This is a genomic window from Amycolatopsis sp. WAC 01376 (assembly GCF_003947415.1).
Taxonomy (GTDB): Bacteria; Actinomycetota; Actinomycetes; order Mycobacteriales; family Pseudonocardiaceae; genus Amycolatopsis.
In genome coordinates this window covers 562,791-589,345 of the sequence record NZ_QHKL01000003.1, presented here as the reverse complement: position 1 = coordinate 589,345, position 26,555 = coordinate 562,791, and the positions used below count along the sequence as shown (strand labels likewise).

Here is a 26,555-nt window from a genome sequence, read left to right as displayed (position 1 = left end):
TCTCCTTGGTAGGCGGCGAGCGGGGGCATCCGGTAGTGGCACATCAGGACTGGCTGGCGAGCGCGGAGGTCTCCCAGGTGAACCCGTCCGGATCGGTGAACGGGGCGGCACCGCAGATCGCGATGCGGTGTGAGCCGGTGCCTTCGGGCGACACGCCCGCGTCCTTGGCCAGCGCCTTGTGCCGGTACAGGGCCAGCTTCACGGGGCTCGAACCGGCCTCGAACTCGACGTACACGCGGCCGAAGCTCTTCCCCACGGTGAGGCCGTGCTCGACGTAGAACTTCTTGCTCGCGGCCACGTCGGCGACACCCAGCAGCAGCACGATGTCGTCGAACTCGCGGGCGGCAGGCCCGGTGTTCTTCTTAGCCGAGGTGGCGATCTTCCAGATCGCGCCGTCCGGGGCCTGGACGACACCGCCGTAACCCCACATCGATTTCACAGCGGGCTTGAGCACGGTCGCCCCGCTGGCGACGGCGGCGGTGATGAGCGCGTCGGCGTTGGCGGGCTGGGACACCGTGAGGGAAAGGGTGTAGCCGCGGAAGCCGGTGGACGGCTCCTCCGAAGCCCGCAGGCGCAGCTCGGAGCCGAGCCCGAAGGCGGTGGCGTAGAAGCGTTCGGCGGCCTCGGTGTCGGCCACTTCGAGGGTGATGGCGTCGATGAAGTTCATGCCGGTAACGCTATTTCCGAGCAGGCGTCCGGCGCTTCTCGATTCCTGATCGGTCGCGACGGCGCTGGTCAGAGCCTTGCTCGGAGGCGTTTACCGGTCTCCGGTGTCCGCTTCGAGACACCGGGAAGCCCGGGTCGAGGGGTGCCAGTCCGTGCAGGGGGCTTCATGCACTCCAGAGAGGAGTGGGACGGTGGCGTAGTGGTCGTGAGTGGCGATTCGGGTTCTGGCGAGCCTCCTCTTAGGTACCTACTGCGTGGCCTGCGGTGCTCCTTGCGTGATGCCAGGTTCCGAAGTACATGAAGGACCCCTTCCTGTACCTAGGCGCAAGGATGGGGTCCTTCATGTACTTGGGCTGGTGTGAAGGTCGAGTTGGGAAGGGGGCCTTCACGCGCTGTCGCTGTAGCGCTGAGACTCCAGGCGGCGTTCCGGCCTCGGCTCGGGCTGAGCTCAGTCCGGCATGCCGTGAGGGGCTCCTTCCCTACTCTCAGGGTAGGGAAGGAGGCCCTCACGGACCTGCGACCGCGGCCCACCCGCCGTAGGCCCCTAAAACACGGTTCGCTCGCTCTAACCCGAATCGCCACTCACGACCACCTGAACGCGAAACACCGGCCGGCGGGAAAGCGGGCCCGCACGGCCGGTGAGCGGCTCAGGTGAAAGTGACTCAGGTGAAGGTGACTCAGTCGAGGGCGGCGTCGTCCAGGAGCGCCGACTCGGCGCCGAACTCGCGGAGTTCGTCGCGGATCACGGTGTAGGCCAGCCCCTGGGGATAGCCCTTGCGGGCGAGGAAGCCCAGCAGGCGGCGGATCGCCGCCTGCTCGTCGACGTTGCCCAAGGAGCGCATGCGCTTCCGTACCAGCTCTCGGGCGCGCTGCTCCTCTGCCTCTCGGTCCACCTCGTCGGCGGCCTGGACGGCGATATCCCCATCGATTCCTTTGCGTTTGAGTTCGGCTACGAGGGCATTCCGTGCCAGGCCCATGTTGGCATGGCGGGAACGAACCCACATCTCGGCGAACTCGGCGTCGTTGATGAGCCCTGCCTGGTCCAGCTTACCGAGCAGGGTCTCCGTCGTCTCCTCGTCGAAGCCCTTGCGCTTGAGGGCCCGACGCAGTTCCTCCGCGGAGCGCGGGCGCGCGGCCAGGAGATCGAAGCAGATCTCCTTGGCCTTCTTCCTCCGCTCGTCCGGCGGCAGCTCCGCCGGATCCACTTTGGGCGGACGCATTCAGCTACCACTCCTCAGAAGTCCCACAACGAATCGGCACCCGAGCCCCGGAAGGCACGGAGAAGGGACCAGGGCGAGCGCACCTCGCCCAATCCCCTCGTTCCCTAGAAGTCGACCGGCGCGGGGGCGGCTTCGGCGTCGACAACGGCGCCGATGCCGAGCTTCTCCTTGATGCGCTTCTCGACCTCGTTGGCGATGTCCGGGTTCTCGAGCAGGAACTTGCGCGCGTTCTCCTTGCCCTGGCCCAGCTGGTCGCCCTCGTAGGTGTACCAGGCGCCGGACTTGCGCAGAATGCCCTGGTCGACACCCATGTCGATCAGCGAGCCCTCGCGGGAGATGCCCTTCCCGTACAGGATGTCGAACTCGGCCTGCTTGAAGGGCGGCGCGACCTTGTTCTTCACGACCTTGACGCGGGTGCGGTTGCCGACGGGCTCGCCGCCGTCCTTCAGCGTCTCGATCCGGCGGACGTCCAGACGGACCGACGCGTAGAACTTCAGCGCCTTACCACCGGTCGTGGTCTCCGGGGAGCCGAACATGACGCCGATCTTCTCGCGCAGCTGGTTGATGAAGATCGCGGTGGTGCCGGAGTTGCTCATCGCACCGGTCATCTTCCGCAGCGCCTGGCTCATCAGCCGGGCCTGGAGACCGACGTGGCTGTCACCCATCTCGCCCTCGATCTCGGCGCGCGGCACGAGCGCGGCGACCGAGTCGATGACCAGGATGTCGAGCGCGCCGGAGCGGATCAGCATGTCCGCGATCTCGAGCGCCTGCTCACCGGTGTCCGGCTGGGAGACCAGCAGCGCGTCGGTGTCGACGCCGAGCTTCTGGGCGTAGTCCGGGTCCAGCGCGTGCTCCGCGTCGATGAACGCGGCGATGCCGCCGTTTCGCTGCGCGTTGGCGACCGCGTGCAGGGCGACGGTGGTCTTACCGGAGGACTCCGGACCGTAGATCTCGATGACCCGGCCACGGGGCAGGCCACCGATCCCGAGCGCGACGTCGAGCGCGATGGCACCGGTGGGGATGACCTCGATCGGCACACGGCCCTCTTCACCGAGGCGCATGACCGAGCCCTTGCCGTACTGCTTGTCGATCTGGGCGAGGGCCAGTTCGAGCGCCTTGTCCTTGTCGGGTGCTGCTGGTGCCATGGAGTCCACCTCGTTGGTTGAGCCGGTAAGGCTTGTTTCAGTTCTGAGCTGTCGGGTCCGACGCTACGGGCGACCACCGACAATTCCAGGCCTCGCGCCCAAGCTGTGGATCGCTGACCCCGTTGTGGACAACACCATAGACGAACACGTGTTCGAGGCCGTTCCCGACACGCCGTTGCGCTAGAGTTCTTGCCCCTTTGCCGAGGTCAGCGTCGCTCCGGCGGGATCTCGAAGGCGTCGCAGACCGCCCGCCAGACGTCTTTGGCCGAGGTTCCCGCGTCGAGGGCCTGTTCGACGGTCTGCCCCCCGAGTTCACCGAAGACGTGATCCCTGGAGAGGGTTTCCGCACGTCCGGGACCGAATTCGTCGGCCATCAGCCGCCGGAAGACCGTGATACGCATCGGGTGAAGTCTAGCCCCGCCTCGGGCACGAAACGCGTGAAGGCCCCCTTCCCTCGGCTGAGCCGAGGGAAGGGGGCCTTCACGCGCGAACAGCGGGAATCACTCGCCCGGCTGGACGCTCTTTTCGAAGTAGTCGGCCAGTTCGCCCGGCGTCGGGTTCTGTCCTTCGGCCGGGACCTGGTAGATGAAGCCGACCAGCGGCCGGTCGGTCACGGTGAACACCAGTACGGCGGCGTTCCGCCCGGCGGCCGAGGAGTACTGGCCTTCCAGGGCGTTGCCGACCCATTTGGCCTCGGTGCGGTCCCCACCGGCCGCTTTGAGCAGTCCGTCGGTGTAGGCCTTGAGCTTGTCCGCGGAGTCGCTCTGCAGATAGGTCACCTGGGTCCCGGCGCGGCCGGGGGCGGAGCAGGTCGACGTCACGCCGAGGTCCTCGGCCGGTTTCGCCGGCCCGTTGCCCATGCCGGGTTTGCAGTCACCGGTGTCGGCGATCTTCCCGGCGAGCTGGCGCAGGCAGCCGGTGAGGCCCTTGTCGTCGGCCGCGCCGGGCACCTTGCACTCGTCGGCGGTGTAGGTGGTCGCCGACGAGGACGTCAGGAAGTAGGTGAGCCCGGCGGCGATCAGCACGACGACGGCCGCGATGGCGCCGATGACGAGCGGCTTCTTCTTGCTCGCGGGCGCCTTGTCCCCGGCGCCCTGCCCGGCCAGCGAGTACGTCGGGAAGTTCGCCGGCGCGGGCTGCTGCACCTGCTGCGGGCCGCTGTTCGGGTAGCCGGACTGCGGGAAACCGCCGGACTGGCCGGGGCCCCCGCCCGCGTAGCCGGGGATCGACGCGACCTGCTGCGGCGGCGGCGCGTACGGACCCGAAACGCCGGGGTGTGCGCCGGTTCCCGCCGCGACCTGCCCTTCGACGCCCTGCGTACGCGAGCTGATGCCGTCGGAAGCGACGTGCTGGGCGCCGAGCGCGACCGCGGTCTCCGGCTGGTCGAGGCTGCCGGGGACGACGCCGAGCTTCTCCGCGATCAGGCTGCCGACCAGCGGGAGACGGCTCGAACCGCCGACGAGGTAGATGCCGGCGAGCCGGTCCGGGGTCATCCCGGCGGAGCGGACCACGCGCGCCATCAGCTCGACACTGCGCAGCATCGACGGCCGCACCAGCGCTTCGAGTTCGCCTCGCGTGACGAGGACGTCCTCGAACGGCTCCGGCATCGGGACCTCGGTCTGCGGGTGCCGTGAGAGGGCCTCCTTCGCCGCCTTCACGTCCTCCTGCAGCGCGCGTCGCGTACGACGGTCCGGAGTGGACTCGGGCCGCAGGACCCGCTGCCAGCGCTGGGGATCCTTGTGCGAGACCTCACGTCCGACGTGCACCAGCAGCGCCTGGTCGACGTCGAGGCCGCCGAGGTCGGGAAGGCCGTCTTCGGCGACGACGGTGAAGCCGCCGTTCGGGGTCGCGCCGACGATCGCGACGTCGAAGGTGCCGGCGCCGAGGTCGTACACGGCGAGCGCCTGGCCGGGCGCGAGCGTCTTGCCGGGGAACGACGCGAAGTGCGCGGCCGCGGCGACGGGCTCGGGGACGAGCACCAGGTTGCCGCCCATCCCGGCGAGCCGGGCGGCGGACAGGAGCACGTTGCGGCGGGTCTGGCCCCACTGCGCGGGGTGGGTGAGCCGGACCTCGTCGGGGAGCTCGCCGCCGAGCTGGCGGGTGGTCTCGTCGAGGACGCGGCGCAGGATCGCGGCCAGCACCTCGGTGACCGGGATGACGTCGGTGCCGAGCAGGAGCGTCTGCTCGTCGATGCGGCGTTTGGGGTTGGGCTCGAAGCGCGTCGGGTCCAGCCGGGCCCGGCGTTCGGCGTCCCGGCCGACCATGATCGTGCCGTCCTCGGTGGCGAACACCGCGGACGGCATGTTGGCCGAACCGTCGACCTCGACCACCCGCGGCGGCCTCCCGTGCGCCGAAAGGACGGCCACGGTGTTGGACGTCCCGAGGTCCACCGACAGGATCCGCACAGCACTTACCCCTTCACAGACGAACGGCGACCGCCCCAGCACTGATCCGGTCGCGCTGGCCGTGATGCTCCCATGAGCGAGGTCACCGTACGTGCGGAACCCGCCGAACTCGTCCCGACCGGGTGCCGTGTCACAGGGCTGTGTGTCTGTCGGTGAACCCGCATCCGCGATCGACGCCGGCAGGACGCGGCCTGGTCATCGTGGTGAAGCTGATCTCCTCGGACGCCCTGCCACCGCGATAGCGGGGCCTTCGGCCGGGGCGGGTTCACGCGTTCGGTCCTGTTGGCAGGCCCGTCTCGGCTCCGCCGACCAGGGCTCGGAGCGAAACTGTCGGTGGTCCGGCGCACTATGGAGGGCGTGGCAGACGTACTCGACCTCTTCTCCCCCGCGACCAGGGACTGGTTCACCGGGGCCTTCGCCGCGCCCACCCTGGCGCAGGAGGGGGCGTGGCGTGCCGCGCACGCGAAGGAACATGCGCTGGTCGTGGCCCCCACGGGCTCCGGCAAGACGCTCTCGGCGTTCCTCTGGGCACTGGACAGGCTGTCGGTCGAGCCGCCGCCGTCCGAGCCGCGGAAACGCTGCCGCGTCCTCTACGTCTCGCCGCTGAAGGCGCTGGCGGTCGACGTCCAGCGCAACCTGCGGGCACCGCTGGCCGGCATCTCGCAGGCGTCTCGGCGGCTGGGGCTGCCGGTGCCGGACATCGGCGTCGGGATGCGGACGGGCGACACCACCGCCGCCGAGCGGCGCTCGTTCGGCAAGACCCCGCCGGACGTGCTGGTCACCACACCGGAGTCGCTGTTCCTCATCCTCACTTCCTCCGCACGAGACTCGCTGCGCGGCGTGGAGACGGTGATCATCGACGAGGTGCACGCGGTCGCGGGCGGCAAACGTGGCGCGCATCTGGCCTTGTCGCTGGAGCGGCTCGACGCTCTCCTCGAAAAGCCCGCCCAGCGGATCGGGTTGTCGGCGACGGTCCGGCCGATCGACGAGGTCGCCTCGTTCCTGGCGGGCGGCAGGCCGGTCACCATCGTCCAGCCGAAGCTCGCGAAGACGATCGAGGTCCGCGTCGAGGTCCCTGTCGAGGACATGTCCAATCTCGACGGTCCTCAAGGGCCGAAGCAGAACGAAGACCTCGACGCGGGACTGGCCCGGCTCCCCGGCTCGCTCGAGGACATCGACGGCGCACCGCGGCGGCCGTCGATCTGGCCCGCGGTGGAAGGGCGGGTCCTCGAACTGATCCAGGCGCACCGGTCGACGATCGTGTTCGCCAACTCGCGACGGCTCACCGAGCGGATGACCGCGCGGCTCAACGAACTCGTGGCGGAACAGTCCGAACTGGAGCCGGATCAGCGCTATCCGGCCGAGGCGATCGGCCAGTCCGGGCTCACCACCGGCGCGGCGCCGGTGATCGCGCGGGCGCACCACGGCTCGATGTCGCGTGAGCAGCGCACCCACGTCGAAGAGGAACTCAAGACCGGCCGTCTCGCCTGCGTCGTGGCGACGTCGTCCTTGGAGCTGGGCATCGACATGGGCGCGGTCGATCTCGTCGTGCAGATCGAGGCACCGCCGACGGTCGCTTCGGGGCTCCAGCGCGTCGGACGAGCCGGGCACCAGGTCGGCGCGGTGTCGAGCGGGGTGATGTTCCCGAAATTCCGGGGCGACCTCGTCTCCTGCGCGGTGGTCGCGGAACGGATGGCGTCCGGGTCGATCGAGGCGGTGCGGTATCCGCGGAACCCGCTGGACGTGCTCGCGCAGCAGATCGTGGCGATGGTGGCGCTCGAATCGTGGACCGTCGACGAACTCGCCGCCCTCGCCCGCCGCGCGGCGCCGTTCGCGTCCCTGCCGGACGACGCGTTGCTGGCCGTGCTCGACATGCTCGCCGGCCGGTACCCCAGCGAGGAGTTCGGGGAGCTGCGCGCCCGGATCACCTGGGACAGGGTCAGCGGCGAACTGCACGGCCGTCCGGGCTCGCAGCGGCTGGCGGTGACCTCCGGCGGCACGATCCCCGATCGCGGCCTGTTCACCGTGATGACGCCGGGCGGCGACGACAAACCCGGCTCGCGGGTGGGCGAGCTCGACGAGGAGATGGTCTACGAATCCCGCGTCGGGGACACGATCCTGCTCGGCACCTCCTCCTGGCGGGTCACCGACATCACCCACGACCGCGTGATCGTGGTGCCCGCGCCGGGAGAGCCCGCGCGGATGCCGTTCTGGAAGGGCGACGCCCCGGGCCGCCCGCTGGAACTGGGGCGGGCGCTGGGCGCGTTCGTCCGCGAACTGTCCACTTCGGAACCTTCGGTGGCCAGGGAACGCGCGGCCGTCGCCGGGCTGGACGAGTACGCCTGCGACAACCTGCTGGCCTATCTGGAAGAACAGAAGTCCGCCACGCGTCATGTGCCGAACGACAAGACCGTCCTGCTGGAACGCTTCCGCGACGAACTCGGTGACTGGCGGGTCATCCTGCACTCACCGTTCGGCGCTCAGGTCAACGCGCCGTGGGCACTCGCGATCGCGGCCCGGCTGCGGGAGAACCGCGGGGTCGACGCCCAGGTGGCGCATTCCGACGACGGCATCGTGCTGCGGCTGCCGGAAGCCTTGGACTCGGAAGGCTCGGAAATCACCATCGGCGTCGATGACGTGCTGCTCGATCCGGAGGAGGTCGAGCAGCTGATCGTCGCCGAGGTCGGCGGCTCGGCGTTGTTCGCCGCCCGGTTCCGGGAATGCGCGGCGCGGTCGCTGCTGCTCCCCCGCCGGGATCCGCGCCGCCGCACGCCGCTGTGGCAGCAGCGGCAGCGCGCGTCGCAGCTGCTTTCGGTCGCGGCCAAGTACGAGCGGTTCCCCGTCGTGCTGGAGGCGATGCGGGAAGTCCTGCAGGACGTGTACGACGTCGGCGGGCTGCGCGAACTGATGACCGACGTCCGGTCGCGGAAGGTCAAGCTGGTCGAGGTCGAGACGCCGTCGGCGTCCCCGTTCGCGCGCAGCCTGCTCTTCGGCTACGTCGGGATGTTCCTGTACGAGACCGACGCCCCGCTCGCGGAACGACGTGCGGCCGCGCTGGCGCTGGATTCGACGCTGCTGGCCGAACTGCTCGGCACCGAGGCGATCCGGGAGCTGCTGGACGTCGAGGTCGTCGCCGAAGTCGAGCGTTCACTGCAACGGCTCGATCCCGACAGGCATGCCCGCAACGCCGAGGAGGCCGCGGATCTGTTGCGGTTCCTCGGAGATCTCTCGATCGAGGAGGCCGCCGCGCGCGGCATCCAGCGGGAGTGGCTGGAGGAGCTGGAGGCCGCGCGGCGAGTGCTCCGGGTCCGCATCGGTGGCGGCGAACGCTTCATCGCCATCGAGGACGCGGGCCGGGTGCGGGACGCGCTGGGCACCGCGCTGCCGGTCGGCGTGCCGGAGGCGTTCACCGAACCGGTCGACGATCCCGTCGGCGACCTGCTGTCGCGTTACTCGCGCAGCCGTGGCCCGTTCAGCGCCCGTCAGGCCGCCGAGCGGTTCGGGCTCGGGACGGCCGTGGTTACCGATGCGCTAAACAGAATGACCTCACAAGCCAGGCTGGTCCGGGGCGAGCTGAGCCCGGTCGGGCATCCGGAGACCCACGGCGTCGGAATGGAATTCTGCGACGCGTCGGTGCTGCGCAGGCTCAGGCGGGCGTCGCTGGCCCGGCTGCGGGCCGAGGTCGAGCCGGTCGAACCGGCGGCGCTGGGCCGGTTCCTGCCGTCGTGGCACGGCATCGGCGCGCGCGTGCGGTCGGCGCCGACGGCGGACGACGTGCTGTCCGTGGTCGAACAACTGGCTGGTGCCCCGCTCCCGGCGAGCGCCGTCGAGTCGCTGATCCTGCCGAGCAGGCTGCCCGGCTACACCCCCTCGCTGCTGGACGAACTCACCACGGCGGGCGAGGTCACCTGGTGTGGCTGCGGTTCCCTGTCCGGCGGGGACGGCTGGCTGGCGCTCGCCCCCACGGACGTCGCCGATCTGCTGCTGCCCGACCTCGACGACGATCTGCCCTCCGGGCCGCTGCACCAGGCCATTCTGTCCACTTTGGAGGGTGGGGCGCAGTTCTTCCGCCAGCTCGTGGACCGGGCGTCGCCGTTGGTCGAAACCCCGCCCAACGACGGTGAAGTCGTCGCCGCGCTGTGGGATCTGGTGTGGGCCGGGCTCGTGACCGGGGACACGCTGGGCCCGTTGCGGGCGCAGGTCTCCGGTTCCGGCGCGGCGCACAAGCCACGACGGCAAGCTCCTCGTGGCCGGTACGCGCGGCTTCGTGCCGGGCGGCCGGCGATGCCTTCGCGCACCGGTCCGCCGACGGTCGCGGGGCGCTGGGCGCTGACTCCGGACCGCGCGCCGGACCCGACCAGGCGTGCGCTCGCGCGGACGGAGGCGTTCCTGGAACGGCACGGCGTCCTCACCAGGGGCGCGCTCGACACCGAGCGGGTGACAGGCGGGTTTTCCGGGATCTACAAGGTTTTGCGCGGGATGGAGGATTCGGGCCAGGTCGTCCGCGGTTACGTGGTCGAGGGGCTCGGCGCGGCGCAGTTCGCGGCGAAGGGCGCGGTCGACAGGCTGCGCGCGCAGTCCGGGAACCAGCGCACCACCACGGAAGGCGCCGTCGTACTCGCCGCCGCCGACCCGGCCCAGCCCTACGGCGCCGCGTTGCCGTGGCCCGGCGCGACGGGCGACCCGAAGCACCGTCCGGCAAGGAAGGCGGGCGCGCTGGCGGTGCTCGTGGACGGCGTCCCGGCGATGTACGTCGAACGAGGCGGCCGGTCGCTGCTGAGTTTCACCGAGGATCAGGAGACGTTGCGGTCGGCCGCGCGGGCGTTGTCCACGGCGGTGCGGGAAGGCTGGCTGGGTCAGCTCGCGGTGCAGAAGGCCGACGGCGAAGTGGCACTCACCTCGGAGCTTTCCAGCGTCCTCCAGGAGGCAGGATTCCGGGCGACTCCCAAGGGACTGCGCCTGCGGGCCTAGAATCACGGCTCAGACCTGCGGAGAAGGACGTTCGAACATGGTGATGCGCGACCTGCGCTACTTCGGGGATCCCGTGCTCAAGACCGTATGCGACCCGGTCAAGACATTCGACAAGAAGATCGAGTCGCTGGTGACCGATCTGATGGACGGGGTGAAACCGGCCGGACGCGCCGGGCTCGCGGCGCCGCAGATCGGGGTCGGCCTGCGGGTGTTCAGCTACGACGTCGGCGGGCTGAGCGGATACGTGATCAACCCGGAGATCGTCGAGCTGTCCGAAGAGACGCATGAGATCGGCGAGGGCTGCCTGTCCGTGCCGGAACTGTGGTTCCCGGTCGTCCGCGCGAAGCACGCGGTGGTGCGGGGTGTCGACCTGCGCAACGAGCCCGTCGAGGTCGAAGGCTTCGAGGTGCTCGCCCAGTGCCTGCAGCACGAGACCGATCACCTCGACGGCAAGCTCTACCTGGATCGGCTCACACCCGAACGCAAGAAGCGCGCGCTGGGCGAGGCCCGCGGCAAAGACTGGTTCTGGAACCGCTGACCCACTCCCGCATTTAGTCCTCTGAATGCGGTGGTTGGTAGCCCGAACTAACGCATTCAGAGGACTAAATGCGGGGGTTGGGGAGCGTGAGGCGCAGGGTGCCGGAGTCGCCGGGGGCGCGTTCGGGGCGGAGCCCCGCGCGGGCGGCGGTGCGGTAGAGGGAATCGTCGCCGGGCAGGCAGACGGCGGCGAGTTCGCGCTCTCCCTTGGCGGCGGCGAGGACGGCGAGCCTGGTCAGCAAGGCGGTGCCGATGCCTTGGCGCTGCCAGGAATCCTCGACCAAGAGCGAGACTTCGGCCGCGCCGGCGTCGGCCGACGGGATCAGCTGGCCGAGACCGATCACGTCCCGGCCGCAGACCGCGAGCAGGCTGATTCCCCGCGGCGGCATCAGGAGCCGGTGCAGCCAGCGGCGCGGTACGGCGCGCATCCCGGTGTGGTAGCGGTGGAAAAGCGTGGTCATCGAGCATCTCTGGTGCAGCGCGGACACCGCTTCCGCGTCACCGGGGACACCCTTCCGCAGGACGATCGCGGCGCCGTCGGCCCGGTCGAGCACGACCGGACCGGTCACGTTGTCGCGGACGGCGGTCATCAGCCCGGTCAGCGCGACCGCGCGGCTCAGTTCCAATTCGACGAACGGCGACCACCGGCGGCGTGCGACGAACGCGGTGCCGTCGCCCGCCGGGAACACCGCCCGATGCCCGCCCTCCGTGCGGGCCGGGTTCGCCTCGATCGACGGGACCTTCGTGACGACATCGGCCGCGAGGACGCCGCGAAGGACCTCCGCGAGGCCGCTGGGCTCCTCGACGGCTCGCTTGGCCGCGGCGAACGTCGCGGTGGCCGGATCGACCAGTTCGGCCAGATCCGCGTCGATGACGGCGGAGCATTCGCATCCTTCGTCGCGGATGGCGTCGATGAGCAGTTGCCGCGGCAGACCGGTGGCCGGCCGCAGGACGATCTCGTCGAGCACGCCGCCGGGGACCGGGAGCACCGACAACCCGAGGATGTTGCACTCGAGGTCGGCCAGCCGGATCGCGATCCTGGCCAGGGTGCCCGGCCGGTCGTCCACGCGGATCCGGACCCGCCAGGCCGACGCGGTCGTTGTCTCTTCACCGGGGTGAAGCTGGGCTGGCCGGACTCGATAGGTCTCCATGACCTCCACGGTCCCGGCCGGTTGTTGCCTGCCAACGGCGCGGGTGTTTCGCTCAGGTCAGCGTTCGACGCCACCGCGCAACCCCGGCGAAACAACTAGCGGGGTGCGAGCACAGTGAACTCGTTGCCCTCCGGATCCACCATGGCCACGGCGCCTTGCCTGGCCGAACCCTGTCCTGTCGCGCCGAGCTCCCTAAGACGCCGGACTTCGGCCGCCCGGCTCTTGCCTCGCCGTGGCGCGATCTCGAACCGCAGCCTGTTCTTGTGCTGTTTCTCCTCTTTCGTGGCGAGGAACTCGACCCACGGGCCGCGACCGCCCGGTGGCCGCAGACCCACGATCGTCTTCTCGCGGACGCCGATCTCCCAGCCAAGGGCTGCCGCCCAGAACCGCGCGAGCCGCTCCGGGTCGAGAGCGTCGGTGACGACCGAAGCGATCGCGCCGGCGCCCTCGTACTGCTCGCGCGGTTCGAGGACGCAGAACTCGTTGCCCTCGGGGTCCGCGAGCACCACCCACGGCACCCGTTTCTCCTCCGGCGGGCCCTGGCCGATGTCGATATGCCGTGCGCCGAGGGACAGCGCACGGTCCACCAGCTCGGCCTGGTGCCCGGGCGAACGGCTCGTCAGATCCAGGTGCAGCCGGTTCTTGCCCCGTTTGGGGACCGCCTCGGAGCGGAACGCCGGTTGAAACGGGGCGTCCCAGCTGAACAGCCCTTCCCAGAAACCCGCCAGATCTCTGGGAAGGGCCGAGTCGAAGACCAGGTTCACCAGCTGTGATGCCACACCTGTGAACCTAGACGGCACCACCGACACTTCTGTGTCTTGCGGGTGAACCCGCGTCCGCGATCGACGTCGGCAGGGCGCTCGCCGGTCATGCACGTCCCGATGAGCGGGCAGGGCGCCCTGCCACCGCGATCGCGGGGCCTTCGGCCGGGCGGGTTCACGCGCTCGGTTGCTCTTCAGGCCCATCTTCGGCTCCGCCGACTGGCGCTGACCGGTTTGGCTTCCCCACCGACCGGTCATCGAGTCGCGAGCCGCAAAAGGGCCCAAAGTTGTCCCGCCATGTCCTGGTCTCCGCTGACCGTCACCACCGTCGGACCCGCCCGGCCCCAGAGCCAGCGGTAGATCTTGTCCGGATGCCCGGTGATCAGATCGTCCGCGCGCTGGGCCTCCTCGGCGGAGCATCGCCAGGCGACCGTTTCCGTGGGCCCGGCTCTGGCGATCCAGTGGTGGCCCGCGGTGCGCACGCCGACCGATCCGGTTCTGGTGCCGGACAAGCCCAGCAACGGCAGCCGCTGGCCGAACCACAGCACAAGCGCCTCGTCGATCCCGTCGAGTGCCAGGTCTTCGGGGATCACCGACACTTCCCGGCCGGCGGCGGTCTCCGCGTCGATCCGGTGGATCGTCGTCTCGTGCGCCATCCGCCGCCGCCAGAACCCGTAGCTGCGGTCCGCCGGCCACCAGGTCTGCGCCGATGCCTCCGGTTCGTGCGCGGACAGTTCGGCGACGAGCTCGTCCCGGCCCTCGCGGAAGTACTCCTCCAGCGACTGCGTCGGCCCCGGTTTGCGCTGCCAGTGTTCGGGACGCCGTCCGTCGATGATCCAGCGGCGGGTGACCCGGTACACACTGCCGACATGTCTGAGGACCTCACCGAGCGTCCAGCCGGGGCAGGTCGGAACCGGCGCGTCGGCGGACGCGGTGTGCGCCACCTGGGCCATCAGCTCGGTTTCGGCGCCGAGCGCCTCCAGGAACCTGCCCTGGTCGATCATGGCCTGCCCGGCCATCGGGCACCCCCTCTCCATGGTGACTCTGTCGAATAGGTGAACCCGCGTCCGCGATCGGCGTCGGCAGGGCGCGACCTGGTCTTTCAAGTCACGAAGGTGGTGAAGGCGCCCTGCCACCGCGATAGCGGGGCCTTCGGCCGGGCGGGTTCACGGGTATGGCCACTTTCCGGACGAAACCGCAGCTCCGCCGGCAGGCTGCTAAGCCACATGCGCCGAATCACCCATCGGCAGCCCGTGCACCACCCGTCGGACGAGTTCCAGGAACACCGTGGCGGCCCGCGTCAGCTCGTCCGCCAGTTCGACGGTGACCTTGCCGGTGATCCCCGCCTGCGCGGCGGCCCGCGTCGCGGAGTTGGCCGCGAAGAACGCCGCCCACTCCTTCAATTCGGGCGCGACGGAGTCGAGCAGCACCCAGCCGCTCGCCGGCCGGGCCCGGCCCCGGTGCGGACGGCCGCGGGCCTCCAGTACCGCCGCCGCGCCCCGCAGCGCGGCGAGATACGCCCCGATGAACCGCTCCGCGGGATCGTTTTCCCGCTCTGCCTCGGCGAGACCGCGCCTCGCCTGTGCGTACAAGGAGACCGCCGCGGGTGGTGCCGGCGGGCGCAACGACATCGGCAGGGCGGGCTGCGCGGTGCCCCCCGGCCTCTCGGCTTCGTCAGGGGACACGACCGAAACGGACATGACGACCCTCCTCCTGTACGTGAGCGCCGGCCGGTGCCCGGCGCCGAGGCGCTTCCCCCGCCCCCGCGCCGGGCACCTACCGGTGCGCGCTCACCGAATGTCGAACGTCTGTTCGAACAAGACCAATGTAACCCCGAAGTGCCCATTCCTTCAACCCCGTACCGGGGTGATCGCCGCATGTGGTGCGGGACACCGGATCGGTCACGTGATCTCATAGGCTCATGAGCACCATCGACCAGTCCGGGCATCCCTCGGTGGCCAAGGTCGCGGCCGCGCTCGCCGAGGCGGGTCAGCAGGACGCCGCGGACGGGATCCGGATCCTCCCCGCCGAAGTCCGCACGGCCGCGCAAGCCGCCGAAGCGCTCGGTGTCGAGGTCGGCGCGATCGCGAACAGCCTCGTGTTCCGCAGCCGCACCGGCGGGACCGAAACGGCCCTGCTGGCCTTGACCTCGGGCGCGCACCGCGCCGACACCGGCATCCTCGCCTCGCTGACCGGCGCCGACGAGATCGGCAAGGCGGACGCGGATTTCGTCCGCGCGCACACCGGGCAGCCGATCGGCGGCGTCGCTCCGGTCGGTCACCCGAAGGCGTTGACCACCCTCGTCGACTCCGCGTTGCGCGCCCACGACGTCGTCTGGGCCGCCGCCGGACACCCGAAGTCGGTGTACCCCACGACGTTCGCTCGCCTGGTCGCGCTGACCGGGGGCACTCCCGCGGACGTCGCGGGCGCCGGGCAGGATGGGCGCCCGTGACCGCGATGTCCTCGGAATGCACCCGCTACGTCCAGCTGTCCGCGGACGAGTTCCGCGCCCGGCTCCCCGAGGCGCTGACCATCTACGTCAACGCCATGCGCTACCCCGAAGGCACGGCCGAGCAACGCGCGCCGATGTGGCTCACGCACGCGCTGCGCGAAGGCTGGCGCTGCATGGCCGCGCTCGACGCGGACGGTGTCCTGCTCGGGCTCGCCTACGGCTACAAGGGCCGCGGCGGCCAGTGGTGGCACGAACAGGTCCGTCACGGCCTGACCCGCCGCGAGGGCCAGGCCGCCGCCGAGCACTGGATGTCGGACTACTTCGAGCTCACCGAGATCCACGTCAGCCCCGAAAACCAGGGGAAGCGGATCGGCGAGGATCTCCTGCGGCGGCTGCTCGACGGCGTGCCCAACGCCCACGTCCTCCTTTCCACGCCGGAAGGCACCAGCCGGGCCTGGAACCTGTACCGGCGCGTCGGCTTCGTCGATGTGCTGCGGGACTACCACTTCGCCGGGGACCCGCGGGCGTTCGCGATCCTCGGGCGGACGCTGCCGCTCTAAGGTTTCGAGTAGGCGACGGCGAGCACGTCGATGAGCACCGCCGCGCCGCACCAGCCCACGGCGCCGAGCCGTTCACCGAGCAGGGCCATCGACAGCAGCGCGGCGGTCAACGGTTCCAGCAGGGCGGACAACGCGGCCAGTACGGGATGCGCGCCTTCGAGACCGCGGAAGTACGCGGCGTACGCCAGCGCCGTGGGCACGATGCCGAAGTAGACGACGAGCGCGAGCACGTCGGCCTGAACCGGCACGGCCATCCCGAACCACAACGCGGCGGGCGTGAGCGCGGCGCCGCCGATCAGGCAGCCGAACGCCGTGGTGGGCAAGGGATCCAGCCCCTCGACGCGGGTCGCGGTCACCAGCGTCAGCGCGGCGAACCCGGCCGCGGCGAGCAAGGCGAACAGCACCCCGGCGGCGTTGACCTCTTCTCCGGGCGTCCACTGCAACAGCGCCAGCCCGATGAGGGATCCGGCCAGTGACACCGCCGTCCACCGTGTGGGGAGTTTCCTGGACCTGACGACCGTCGCGACGGCGAGCAGAACGGGTGCGCTGCCGATGGTGGTCATCGTCGCGACGCTCACGGAACTCGACGAGACCGCGACGAAGTAACTGGTCTGGAAAAGGGCGAACAAGCCGCCGACCGCCAGGAGGCGACGGCGGACCTGTGTCGTGCGGGGAAGGCCGCGGAGGCCCCCGGTGAGCCAGAGGTAGCCGGTGGCGATCACGCCGCCGATGAGCAGCCGGTACGCGGCGACACTCAGTGGATGGAGCCCCGCGCGGGAGGCGAGCAGGGATCCGGCGAGGCCACCGGTCCCCCAGAGGACACCGGCGAGGACGAGCGCGGCCGACGATCGGGCGCGCGTGGGTACGGCTACGGACATGGGGAAACGCTCCTGCGTCTTGTCGTGTCAGTGGACGGCGACGACGCGGGGTGCTTCAGTGCAGCACGGATCGGCCGGGCGGCTGGAACGCCGCGCGGCCGGAGACACCCCGCTCAGGAGGCGGGGGGTGGGGTGACGAGAAAGATCCGGTGCACGAGGGGGAACGTATCAAGGCTTCGGTGGTGGGGGCACGTGAATTGCGGCACGCGGCGGGCCACGGTGGTCGTGAGTGGCGATTCTTGCGCGCGTCGCTGAGGCTCTTGGTGATGTTGCGAATGTCCGTGAAGGGCCCCTTGAGGGACTCTGGGTCTCTCAAGGGGGCCTTCACGGACATGCGGCCAGCGTCCTCCGGATAGGGTGAAAGCACGCATCCGGAGGGTCCATCTGGATGCCATGAACGGTCCGTTCCTTGCAAATTTTGCAAGGAACGGACCGTTCATGGCACTACCGGGACCGGCTCAGTCCAGTGCGGCCAGCATCTCCCGCAGCGTGTCCAGCCCCATCCCGCCGAGCGCCAGCGCCCGCGTGTGGAACTGCTTGATGTCGAAGGCGTCCCCCTGCCGGGCACGGGCCTCGTCCCGCGCGGCGAGCCACAGGCGTTCGCCGAGTTTGTACGACGGCGCCTGCCCGGGCCAGCCCAGGTAGCGGTCGATCTCGTCATGCACGTGGGCAGGGTCGGTGACGGTGCGGGTGAGCATGAACTCCAGGCCCAGCTCGGGCGTCCAGCGCTCGCCCTCGTGGAAGCCGGTGCCAGCCGGGATCTCCAGTTCCAGGTGCATGCCGATGTCGACGATCACGCGCGCGGCGCGGAACAGCTGCTCGGACAGCATGCCGAGCAGGTCGCCGTCGTCGGCGAGGAAGCCGAGGTCCTGCATCAGCCGCTCGGAGTACAGCGCCCAGCCCTCGGCGTGCCCGGAGGTGAACGCGAGCAGCCGCTGGTACTTGTTCAGCGAGTCGGACTGGTCGACCGCGGTCGCGATCTGCAGGTGGTGACCCGGCGCGCCCTCGTGATAGACGGTGCTGACCTCACGCCAGGTGACGAACTGGTCCCGGCCCTGCGGCAGCGACCACCACATGCGGCCGGGACGCGCGAAGTCCTCGCTCGGGGCGGTGTAGTACGCGCCGACGGTGCCGCCGGGCGGGGCGATCTTGCACTCCAGCTCCATCACCCGGTCGGAGATGTCGAAGTGCTTGCCGCGCAACGACTTCATCGCGTTGTCGGACAAGTTTTGCATCCAGGCCTGGAATTCGGCCCGGCCGCGGACGACGTACTTGGGGTCGGCGTCGAGGACGGCGGCGACCTCGGCGAGGGTGGCGCCGGGTTTGATCCGGCCGGCGACCTCACGCATTTCCGCTTCGATGCGGGTGAATTCGGCCCAGCCCCAGGCGTAGGCCTCGTCCAGGTCGAGGGTGGCTCCGGTGAACAGCCGGGACCACAGTTTGTACACCTCGGCGCCGACGGCGTCCTTGACCGGCGCCAGCGGGGCGAGTTCGGCGCGGAGGAAACCGGCGAACTCCGCGTACGCCTCCTGAGCGGCGTGAGCGGCCTGGCCGAGCTCGGCGCGCAGCTTCTCGTCGACGTCCTTCGCTCCCGAGATCAGCGTCTCGAAGAAACCGGCGTCGTCCTTCAATCCTGCCCAGGTTTCGGCCTGTTCGGCGACCTTGCCGACCTGCCGCAACGCCGACACCCGGCCGGCGTTCGCGGCCGCGAGCAGCGAGGCACGGAGACCGTCGAGCGCTTCGGGCACCTTCGCCATCCGGGCGGCGATCGTCGCCCAGTCCTCCGCGGTGTCGGTGGGCATGAGGTCGAAGACCATGCGCAGTTCCTGCACGGGGCTTTCGATCACGTTCAGCGCCGCGACGTCGAGACCCGCCTCGTGGATCTCCAGCTGCAACCCGATCCGCTCGGTGAACACCGCCTTGGCCGCGCGCTCGCCGTCGTCGGCGGGTTCGGCCGCGTCGATCTCGGCCAGCGCGCGCGTGGCGATCGCCGCCCTGGCCGCGTGTCCGGCAGGCGAGTAGTCGGTCAGTTGGTCGTCGTATCCGGAGATGCCGAACGTCGTCGCGGCGACCGGGTCGGCCGCGGCGTACTCGTCGACGTACCGGTCACAGATCTGGTGCACACTTTGCGCGGTCGAAGCCATGACCGGCACGCTACCGGGACAGCGGGCGACTTCGGTACGGAGTTACGCCCGGGCCGGGACCAGCCCGAGCCTGCTGACCACCTCACGCGTGGCCTTGGACCGGTTGAACGTGTAGAAGTGCAGGTCAGGGACGCCTTCGGCGATGAGCCGCTCGCACAGTTCGGTCACCGCGTCGATCCCTTCCGCGCGGAAGGCCTTCGGGTCGTCCGCCAGCGGCTCGAGCCGGTCCAGCAGCCGCCGCGGCGCGGTGGGCGCGCCGGACAGCTTGATCGACGTGCGCAGTGTCCGCAGCGTGGTCAGCGGCATGATGCCGGGGATGACCAGCGCCTCGCAGCCGGTGGCCGCCACCCGGTCACGCAGGCGGAGGAAGTCTTCCGGCTCGAAGAACAGCTGAGCGATCGCGAAATCCGCTCCCGCACGCAGCTTGCGCACGAGGTACTCGGTGTCGGCTTCGAGGTTCGCCGACCTCGGGTGGCCGTACGGGAACGCCGAGACGCCGACGCAGAAGTCGCCGAGCGAACGCACCAGCTCCACGAGTTCCTCGGCGTAGTTGAGCCCGTCCGGATGCGGGACCCAGTCGCCGTAGACGTCGCCCGGCGGGTCGCCACGCAGCGCGAGGATGTTCCGCACGCCGACGGCGGCGTACCAGCCGATGACGTTGCGCAGTTCCGCGACCGAGTGGTTCACGGCGGTGAGGTGCGCCATCGGCACCAGCGTGGTTTCGGTGGCGACGCGGGCGATACTGCGGATCGTGCCGTCCCGGCTGGAGCCGCCCGCGCCGTAGGTGATCGACATGTACGCCGGGTCCAGCGGCTCGAGTTCCCGGATCGACTTCCACAGCACCGCCTCGTCGGCCGCGTCGCGAGGCGGGAAGAACTCGATGGAGAACACGGGTCCATCACCCTGCAACCGCTCGACCACCGACGTCATACCGCCATGTTAAGGGGGACGTCCGCTGGCTGGGAGCCCCCTCTCAGGCAGTGGGCATGCGACCTCGGCCACTCGCGAGCGGTTGCCGAGCGGCGCCGGCCTGGGGAGACTCGGTGACGAGCACAGGGAGCCGCCATGAGCGCCGAAACCGACACCAGCTGGGACGAGGACGTCCGCGTCGCGGTCTACCGCGCGTTCGCCGAGCACGGGAGGCCGCCGACGGCGCCGGAACTGGCCGACGCCGCCCACGGATCGCTCGCCGTGGCGAAACAGGCGCTGCACCGGCTCGCGGAGCGGCGGCACCTCGTGCTCGACGACTGCGAGCACGTTGTAATGGCGCATCCGTTCGCCGCGATCCCGCTGGGTTTCTCGGTGATGGGTGAGCGGACGCTGTGGTGGGGCGGCTGCGCGTGGGACGCGTTCGCGATCCCGCATCTGGTCAAGGCCGAACCCGAGGTGCTGGTGTCCACGCGCTGCCGGGGCTGCGGCGAACCACGGGCCCTGCTGGTGAACGACCAGGTCCCACCGAAGGGTGATCTGGTCGCGCATTTCCTGGTCCCGGCGGCCCGGATGTGGGACGACGTCGTGCACACCTGCGGGAACCAGCGCCTGTTCTGCGGCGAGTCCTGTGTGGACGATTGGCTGGCGGAAACGGGGCAGGACAAGGGATATGTCATGGATCTGGCGACATTGTGGCGGCTCGCGGCGGGCTGGTACGACGGCAGGCTCGACCACGGCTACACCCGCCGGGATCCGGCCGCCGCGGCCAAGTACTTCGAACAGGCCGGGCTGAGTGGACCGTTCTGGGCCTAGACGAGGAACCGGAGCGCCGCGGTGACGACGACCCCGCAGAGGATCGCGGCGAGCACCGGGACGCGCAGCAGGTAGGTCACGGCGATCGCGGCCAGTCCCGCGCACAGCGTCCAGTCGACCGCGGACCAGGCTGGACCGGTCACGTCGGTCAGCACCAGACCGGCCAGCAGCGCGGGCGCCAGCAACGCGATCACGCCCGCCAGACGCGGCGGCAGCGTCCGGTCGCCGAGCAGGACCGGGCCCGCCGCCTTGAACCCGATGCTGACCAGCGCGACGGCGACGATGGCGATCCAGAGTGTCATCGCCGCGTCCCCAGGCCCAGCAGCGCGGCGGCCGACGCGCCGATCAGCGCGAGCCCGACCGGGACGAACAGCACCAGGATCCCGGCGAGGCAGGCGGCGAGCGCCGCGGTCCGGACCGCCTCGCGGGAACGGCGCAGTTCGTCGATGAGCAGGACCAGGAAGAAACCGGGGAACACGACGTCGAGCCCGAACCGCGCGACGACGTCCGGCGGCGGCGCGGCGAGGACGCCGAGCACCGTCCCCAGCACCCACGCGGGCAACTGGACAAGGGTGCAGCCGATGAGTTTCTCGCGATCGAAACGCCCCTCGCCGAGGTGGGCGGCCACCCACGAACCGTCGACGACGGCCTGGCCCTCCCACGCGCGGCGCAGCCGTCCTCCGCGCAGATCCGCGGCGACGGCGGCGCCCATCGGCAGGAACCGGGCGTTGATCAGGGCCGCGGCGCCGACCGCGACGGCGATGTTGCCGCCGCCCGCGAGCGCGGTGGCCATCGCGAACTGGGCCGAGCCGGAGAACACGAGGATCGACGCGGCGATCGGGGCCGCGATCCCCCAGCCCAGAGTCTGGCTGTACGCGCCGAAAGTGACGCCGAGGACGAAGGTCGCGACACCCAGCCCGAGCCCGACACGGGCGCCGGCCAGGTAGTTCCGCCGGAGCGTTCTCATAGGACCAAGCCTAACAAGCTAAACTAGTTTTGACCATTAGGAGGACTCGTGAACGGCCACTGGGACGGGTACGACAGCATCGGCGGGAGCGTGCCGTTGGACCTGGTCAACACCGTTTCCTGGCGCCGCGATCCGGCCCGGTGGGAAGACCGGCTTTCGACCCCGGATCGGCTGTCGGAGTGGGTCGTCCTGGTCGGCGCGGGCGCCGAACGGCTGGAGATCTCCGAGGCCGTCCTGGACACGGTGAAGGCCTTCCGCGAGACGCTGTACCGCGTGCTCGTGTCGGATCCGCCGGACGTCACGGCGCTGCGAAAGCCCCTGATCGAGGCATACCGGCACGCGTCGCTCCCGCCGTCCTTGCCGCTGCGGTGGGTGGTACCGCTGGAGAGCGCCGAAGCGTTGCCGCATTTCCTCGCGCTGGCGGCCGAAGACCTGCTCCGGACCGGGGATCTGGAGCGGATCCGGGAGTGCGAAGGGCCCGGCTGCGGCTGGGTCTTCACCGACCAGACGCGCAACCGGTCGCGGCGCTGGTGCAGTTCGTCGGACTGCGGCAACCGGGCGCGGGCGAAACGGCACTACGACAAGACCCGCGGCTGACGTCTCGTTCGCCACATTCCACGGCACCCGACTGGGTCATGAAGACGTCCTTCCCGGAGGATGTGCTCATGGACACGTCCGCCTACGACGCCGATCTGCCCGCCAACGTCGAGCGGGCGCTGGCCGGATTCCTCGAGCGCGCCGGTGCCGAAATCCGCCGCACCGAACCGGTCGTCGGGGTCGGGATCGACGCGCTGGCCGGATTCGTGCTGGGCGGCGGCAAACGCCTGCGCCCGACGTTCGCCTGGTGGGGCTGGCGCGGCGCCGGCGGTGATCCGGCCGGGCCGGACGTCGAAGGCGTGCTGCAGGCGGTGGCGAGCCTGGAGCTGATCCAGGCTTGCGCGCTGATCCACGACGACCTCATCGACTCCTCCGATTCACGCCGCGGTTCACCGACCGTGCACATCGCGGGCGCGAAGCTCCACGCCGACAGCGGCTGGCTGGGCTCGCCGAGCACCTTCGGGCTCGCGACCGCCGTCCTGGTCGGCGACCTCGCGCTGGCCTGGGCCGACGACATGTTCGGCGAGGCCCCGCTTCCGCCCGCGGTTCTCGCGGCGGCACGGCCCGCGTGGCGCGCGATGCGCACCGAAGTACTCGCCGGGCAGTACCTCGACGTCCGCACCCAGGCCACCGGCGACGCCTCCCCCGAGGCGGCACTGCACATCTGCAAGCTCAAGACGGCCGCGTACACCGTCCAGCGCCCGCTGCACCTCGGTGCCGCGCTCGGCGGCGCCGACGACGCCCTGATCGCGACGCTGCGCGAGTTCGGCGACGACGTCGGCGTGGCGTTCCAGCTGCGGGACGACCTGCTCGGCGTGTTCGGCGACCCGTCGGTCACCGGCAAACCCGCGGGCGACGACCTGCGTGAGGGCAAGCGGACGCTGCTGGTCGCGCTGGGTCTCCAGCGCGCGGCCGAGCAGGGCAAGGAGGCGGCGGAGAAGGTCATCTCCGCGGCCATCGGCGACGCCCACCTGTCCGAAGACGCCGTCGAGACCGTGCGCGAAGCACTGCGGGACGTCGGCGCGGTCGACGCGGTGGAACGCCGCATCGACGAGCTCACCGACTCCGCGATGGCGGCGCTCGACCGCGCTCACCTGGCCGAGCCCGCTCCCGCCGCGCTGACCGGGCTGGTCGTCAAGGCGACCCAACGGACGTACTGATGCGCACTGTCACCGGTCCGAGTGACCACGTGGTGGTGATCGGTGGCGGGCTCGCCGGGTTGTCGGCGACGCTGCACCTGCTCGGTGCCGGCCGCCGGGTGACCCTGCTGGAGCAGGAAAAGAGTCCAGGGGGCCGAGCCGGTCAGGCGGATTTCGGCGGCAACACCGTCGACACCGGCGCCAGTGTGCTGACCATGCCCGAACTGCTCGACGAGGCCTTTTCCGCGGTCGGCGAATCGCTTGCGGACAACCTGACGCTGACGCGCCTCGACCCGGCCTACCGCGCGAAGTTCGCCGACGGCAGCACGATCGCCGTGCACACCGAGGCGGCGGCGATGGAGGCCGAGATCCGCGCGATCGCCGGTCCCGCCGAAGCCGAGGGCTACCGCCGGTTGCGGCGCTGGCTGACCGAGCTGTACGCGGTGCAGAAGGACCATTTCATCGGCGCGAACTTCGACTCGCCGTTCGATCTCGTACGCCCGGAGCTGGCGAAACTGGCCGCGCTGGGCGGTTTCGGACGGCTCGGCCCGAAGATCGGCGGATTCCTGCGCGACGACCGCGTGCGCCGCCTGTTCTCCTTCCAGTCGCTCTACGCGGGGCTCGATCCGGCGCGCGCGATCGGCGCGTACGGCGTCATCTCCTACATGGACACCGTCGGCGGGGTCTACTACCCGGCGGGCGGGATGGGTGAGATCGCGCGAGCGATGGCGAACGCGGCCGGACGCGCCGGCGCGGAAGTGCGCTTCGGCACCGAAGCCGCTTGGCTGGAAAGGGTTTCCTCGCGGGTGCGCGCGGTACGGACCCGCTCGGGCGAGCGGATCCCTTGCGACACCGTGGTTCTCGCGACCGAGCTCGGCACCGCGTACCGGCTGCTCGGCGCCCGCCCCCGGCGGCCGCTGCCGCTGCGGTACTCGCCGTCGGCCGTCGTGCTCCACGGGCACGCGCCGAAAACATGGCCGGAATTGGGCCACCACACCATCTTCTTCGGCCATGCCTGGGAAAAGACGTTCTCGGAGATCATCCGCGAAGGCAAGCTGATGAGCGACCCGTCGCTGCTGGTGACCCGGCCGACCGCGACCGAACCGGGACTGGCCCCCGGCGGCGATCAGGTGATCTCGGTGCTCGCCCCGGCGCCGAACCTGCGCCGCGGCAAGATCGACTGGCGCCGGGTCGGCCCCGCCTATCGCGAGGAACTCCTGCGTACGCTGGAAAAGCGCGGCTTGACCGGGTTCGCGGACGACTTCACCGTCGACGAGACGATCACCCCGGAGGGCTGGGCGGAACGCGGGCTCACCGCGGGCACCCCGTTCTCGCTCGCGCACACCTTCGCCCAGACCGGCCCGTTCCGGCCGGGGAACCTGATGCGAGTGGCGGAAAACGTCGTACTGGCGGGCTGCGGGACCACACCCGGCGTCGGCATCCCACCGGTGGTGATCTCCGGCAGGCTGGCGGCGGGAAGGGTCACCGGCCGATGAGCGAACTCGACGCCGCGGGCATCACCGGCCCGGCGTTGCGGGCCGCGTACACCGAATGCCGCCGCATCAACGCGCACCACGGCCGCACCTTCTTCCTCGCGACCCGGCTGCTGCCGCCGCGGACGCGGCCGTTCGCGCACGCGCTGTACGGCTTCGCGCGGATGGCGGACGAACTGGTCGACAATCCCGCGCCCGGCACCGATCCCGCGACCGCGCTGGACGACGTCGCCGTCATGGTCGCGCGGATCTTCGACGGTGAAACACCGGTCGATCCGGTCCTGACCGCGCTCGCCGACACCGTGCGCCGCCACGACCTGGACCGCGAGTTGTTCGACGCGTTCCTGCGGTCCATGGCGATGGACCTCAAGATCACCGAGTACGCGACCTACGCCGACCTCCAGGAGTACGTCCACGGATCGGCCGAGGTGATCGGCCAGCAGATGCTGCCCGTCTTCGGCACCGTCGTCCCGGTCGAGGAAGCCGAACCCGGCGCCGCCGCGCTGGGCGAGGCGTTCCAGCTGACCAACTTCCTGCGCGACATCGGCGAGGACCTCGACCGCGGGAGGCTGTACCTGCCCACCGGGGAACTGGCCGCGTTCGGCGTCGACCGCGAACTGCTCGAATGGTCCCGTGCGCGCGGGCTGCCCGACCGGCGGGTGCGGCGCGCGCTCGCGGTCGCCGTGGCACGCAACCGGGCGGTGTACCGTCGCGCCGAAGCGGGCATCCCGTTGCTGCGCGAGGAATCCCGCGACTGCGTGCGGACGGCGCTCGTCCTCTACGAGGGCATTCTCGACGAGATCGAGGCCCTCGGTCACGACGTGCTGAACACCCGCGCGGTCGTCCCCCGCCGCCGTCGGGCGGCCGTCGCCCTGCCGAGGTTACTGACGAGCGCGTGGAGCAACTCCAGGCTTAGGGTGCGAACATGACCACTGCTTCGAACAGGAAGATCAGGATCGGCGTCCAGCTGCAGCCGCAGCACGCCGAGTACAAGGCGATCCGCCGGGCGGCTTCGGAGGCCGAAGACCTCGGTGTGGACATCGTGTTCAACTGGGACCATTTCTACCCGCTCTTCGGTGAGCCCGAGGGCCTGCACTACGAGTGCTGGACCATGCTGGGCGCCTGGGCGGAGTCCACGTCGCGGGTCGAGATCGGCGCGCTCGTGACGTGCAACAGCTACCGCAACCCCGAACTGCTGGCCGACATGGCCCGCACCGTCGACAACATCTCCGACGGACGGCTGATCCTCGGCATCGGCTCCGGCTGGTTCGAGAAGGACTACGACGAGTACGGCTACGAGTTCGGCACCGCGGGCGGGCGGCTCGACAACCTCGCCGAGGCGCTCCCGCGGATCGAGAGCAGGCTCGGCAAGCTGAACCCGCAGCCGGTCCGGGACATCCCGGTGCTGATCGGTGGCGGCGGCGAGAAGAAGACGCTGCGCCTGGTCGCGAAGCACGCCGACATCTGGCACGGCTTCGGCGACCCGGAGGTCGTGGAGCGCAAGGTCAAGATCCTCGACCAGCACTGCGCCGACGTCGGCCGGGACCCGAAGGAGATCGAGCGTTCGGTCGCCGTCGAAGGCGAGCCCGAGGAGCTGGGCCCGAAGCTGCTGGAGCTGGGTGTCTCGCTGTTCACCGTGGCGACCGGCGGGCCGGACTACAACCTCGACAAGCTGCGGTCCTGGATCGCTTGGCGGGACAAGCAGCAGTCCTGACCTCTCACACGC

General features: G+C 70.4%; 24 protein-coding genes. 10 read left to right on the top strand and 14 right to left on the bottom strand.

Annotated features, from left to right (window positions below; all coding sequences use genetic code 11):
* Positions 1-43: 43 nt before the first annotated feature.
* The 5 genes from DMH03_RS19545 to DMH03_RS19525 form a co-directional block, all read right to left on the bottom strand.
* The gene (locus tag DMH03_RS19545; RefSeq protein WP_125793443.1) at positions 44-667 is read right to left on the bottom strand and encodes a glyoxalase; all 624 of its coding nucleotides are present in this window, start codon (positions 665-667) and stop codon (positions 44-46) included.
* Between the two features lie 676 nt (positions 668-1,343).
* A complete protein-coding gene (locus tag DMH03_RS19540) occupies positions 1,344-1,871 on the bottom strand; it encodes a regulatory protein RecX (RefSeq protein ID WP_199748979.1) in 528 nt (175 codons plus the stop codon).
* A 119-nt stretch (positions 1,872-1,990) separates the two neighbouring features.
* Positions 1,991-3,031: a recombinase RecA gene (gene recA / locus DMH03_RS19535; protein WP_101606377.1), complete on the bottom strand. Its 1,041-nt coding sequence runs from the start codon at positions 3,029-3,031 to the stop codon at positions 1,991-1,993.
* 206 nt (positions 3,032-3,237) lie between these two features.
* Entirely contained in the window at positions 3,238-3,432 is a 195-nt protein-coding gene (locus DMH03_RS19530; protein ID WP_125785350.1) for a DUF3046 domain-containing protein, read from the bottom strand.
* A gap of 99 nt (positions 3,433-3,531) precedes the next feature.
* The gene (locus DMH03_RS19525; protein ID WP_125793441.1) at positions 3,532-5,436 is read right to left on the bottom strand and encodes an Hsp70 family protein; all 1,905 of its coding nucleotides are present in this window, start codon (positions 5,434-5,436) and stop codon (positions 3,532-3,534) included.
* Positions 5,437-5,784: 348 nt separating this feature from the next.
* Between DMH03_RS19525 and DMH03_RS19520 the strand changes: the two genes are divergently transcribed.
* Together DMH03_RS19520 and def are read left to right on the top strand one after the other, a co-directional pair.
* Entirely contained in the window at positions 5,785-10,407 is a 4,623-nt protein-coding gene (locus DMH03_RS19520) for an ATP-dependent helicase (protein WP_199748978.1), read from the top strand.
* 37 nt (positions 10,408-10,444) lie between these two features.
* Positions 10,445-10,945, top strand: coding sequence for a peptide deformylase (gene def / locus DMH03_RS19515; RefSeq protein WP_125793439.1), 501 nt, complete (start codon positions 10,445-10,447; stop codon positions 10,943-10,945).
* 64 nt (positions 10,946-11,009) lie between these two features.
* Here the strand turns inward: def and DMH03_RS19510 are convergent, their stop codons facing one another.
* From DMH03_RS19510 to DMH03_RS19495, 4 genes are all read right to left on the bottom strand, one after another.
* Positions 11,010-12,095: a GNAT family N-acetyltransferase gene (locus DMH03_RS19510; RefSeq protein WP_125793438.1), complete on the bottom strand. Its 1,086-nt coding sequence runs from the start codon at positions 12,093-12,095 to the stop codon at positions 11,010-11,012.
* A gap of 95 nt (positions 12,096-12,190) precedes the next feature.
* Positions 12,191-12,874 (bottom strand): VOC family protein, encoded by a 684-nt coding sequence (locus tag DMH03_RS19505; protein ID WP_125793437.1) that lies wholly within the window; start codon positions 12,872-12,874, stop codon positions 12,191-12,193.
* A 236-nt stretch (positions 12,875-13,110) separates the two neighbouring features.
* Positions 13,111-13,875, bottom strand: a complete 765-nt coding sequence (locus DMH03_RS19500; RefSeq protein ID WP_125793436.1) for a maleylpyruvate isomerase family mycothiol-dependent enzyme — start codon at positions 13,873-13,875, stop codon at positions 13,111-13,113.
* A gap of 198 nt (positions 13,876-14,073) precedes the next feature.
* The gene (locus DMH03_RS19495; RefSeq protein ID WP_007029300.1) at positions 14,074-14,556 is read right to left on the bottom strand and encodes an SAV_6107 family HEPN domain-containing protein; all 483 of its coding nucleotides are present in this window, start codon (positions 14,554-14,556) and stop codon (positions 14,074-14,076) included.
* 221 nt (positions 14,557-14,777) lie between these two features.
* On the opposite strand from DMH03_RS19495, the gene DMH03_RS19490 reads away from it, so the two are divergent.
* Together DMH03_RS19490 and DMH03_RS19485 are read left to right on the top strand one after the other, a co-directional pair.
* On the top strand, positions 14,778-15,308 hold the full coding sequence (locus tag DMH03_RS19490) for a YbaK/EbsC family protein (RefSeq protein ID WP_125793435.1): 531 nt from the start codon (positions 14,778-14,780) through the stop codon (positions 15,306-15,308).
* The gene (locus DMH03_RS19485; protein WP_125785342.1) at positions 15,305-15,868 is read left to right on the top strand and encodes an N-acetyltransferase; all 564 of its coding nucleotides are present in this window, start codon (positions 15,305-15,307) and stop codon (positions 15,866-15,868) included. Before DMH03_RS19490 ends, DMH03_RS19485 begins: the two co-directional genes overlap by 4 nt.
* On the opposite strand, the gene DMH03_RS19480 is transcribed toward DMH03_RS19485, so the two are convergent.
* From DMH03_RS19480 to DMH03_RS19470, 3 genes are all read right to left on the bottom strand, one after another.
* Positions 15,865-16,746 (bottom strand): DMT family transporter, encoded by an 882-nt coding sequence (locus DMH03_RS19480; protein WP_125793434.1) that lies wholly within the window; start codon positions 16,744-16,746, stop codon positions 15,865-15,867. The two genes, DMH03_RS19485 and DMH03_RS19480, sit on opposite strands and share 4 nt — an antisense overlap.
* Before the next feature lie 458 nt (positions 16,747-17,204).
* Positions 17,205-18,890 carry a DUF885 domain-containing protein gene (locus DMH03_RS19475; protein ID WP_199748937.1) on the bottom strand — a complete coding sequence of 562 codons (1,686 nt, stop codon included), beginning with the start codon at positions 18,888-18,890 and terminating at the stop codon, positions 17,205-17,207.
* A gap of 42 nt (positions 18,891-18,932) precedes the next feature.
* Positions 18,933-19,820, bottom strand: a complete 888-nt coding sequence (locus DMH03_RS19470) for a methylenetetrahydrofolate reductase (RefSeq protein ID WP_125793432.1) — start codon at positions 19,818-19,820, stop codon at positions 18,933-18,935.
* Positions 19,821-19,955: 135 nt separating this feature from the next.
* On the opposite strand from DMH03_RS19470, the gene merB reads away from it, so the two are divergent.
* Positions 19,956-20,633 carry an organomercurial lyase gene (merB, locus tag DMH03_RS19465; RefSeq protein WP_125793431.1) on the top strand — a complete coding sequence of 226 codons (678 nt, stop codon included), beginning with the start codon at positions 19,956-19,958 and terminating at the stop codon, positions 20,631-20,633.
* Here the strand turns inward: merB and DMH03_RS19460 are convergent.
* A complete protein-coding gene (locus DMH03_RS19460; RefSeq protein ID WP_125793430.1) occupies positions 20,630-20,935 on the bottom strand; it encodes an AzlD domain-containing protein in 306 nt (101 codons plus the stop codon). The two genes, merB and DMH03_RS19460, sit on opposite strands and share 4 nt — an antisense overlap.
* The gene (locus DMH03_RS19455) at positions 20,932-21,600 is read right to left on the bottom strand and encodes an AzlC family ABC transporter permease (protein WP_125793429.1); all 669 of its coding nucleotides are present in this window, start codon (positions 21,598-21,600) and stop codon (positions 20,932-20,934) included. The genes DMH03_RS19460 and DMH03_RS19455 overlap by 4 nt, the downstream gene beginning before the upstream one ends.
* A 48-nt stretch (positions 21,601-21,648) precedes the next feature.
* Between DMH03_RS19455 and DMH03_RS19450 the strand changes: the two genes are divergently transcribed.
* The 5 genes from DMH03_RS19450 to DMH03_RS19430 all read left to right on the top strand — a co-directional run bounded on the left by DMH03_RS19450 (position 21,649) and on the right by DMH03_RS19430 (position 26,543).
* On the top strand, positions 21,649-22,197 hold the full coding sequence (locus DMH03_RS19450) for a CGNR zinc finger domain-containing protein (RefSeq protein ID WP_125793428.1): 549 nt from the start codon (positions 21,649-21,651) through the stop codon (positions 22,195-22,197).
* A 68-nt stretch (positions 22,198-22,265) separates the two neighbouring features.
* Complete coding sequence (locus tag DMH03_RS19445; protein WP_125793427.1) at positions 22,266-23,357, top strand: polyprenyl synthetase family protein; 1,092 nt, start codon at positions 22,266-22,268, stop codon at positions 23,355-23,357.
* The gene (gene crtI / locus DMH03_RS19440; protein ID WP_125793426.1) at positions 23,357-24,832 is read left to right on the top strand and encodes a phytoene desaturase family protein; all 1,476 of its coding nucleotides are present in this window, start codon (positions 23,357-23,359) and stop codon (positions 24,830-24,832) included. The genes DMH03_RS19445 and crtI overlap by 1 nt, the downstream gene beginning before the upstream one ends.
* A complete protein-coding gene (locus DMH03_RS19435; RefSeq protein ID WP_125793425.1) occupies positions 24,829-25,758 on the top strand; it encodes a phytoene/squalene synthase family protein in 930 nt (309 codons plus the stop codon). Before crtI ends, DMH03_RS19435 begins: the two co-directional genes overlap by 4 nt.
* Positions 25,755-26,543 (top strand): LLM class F420-dependent oxidoreductase, encoded by a 789-nt coding sequence (locus DMH03_RS19430; RefSeq protein ID WP_125793424.1) that lies wholly within the window; start codon positions 25,755-25,757, stop codon positions 26,541-26,543. The genes DMH03_RS19435 and DMH03_RS19430 overlap by 4 nt, the downstream gene beginning before the upstream one ends.
* Positions 26,544-26,555: the final 12 nt, after the last annotated feature.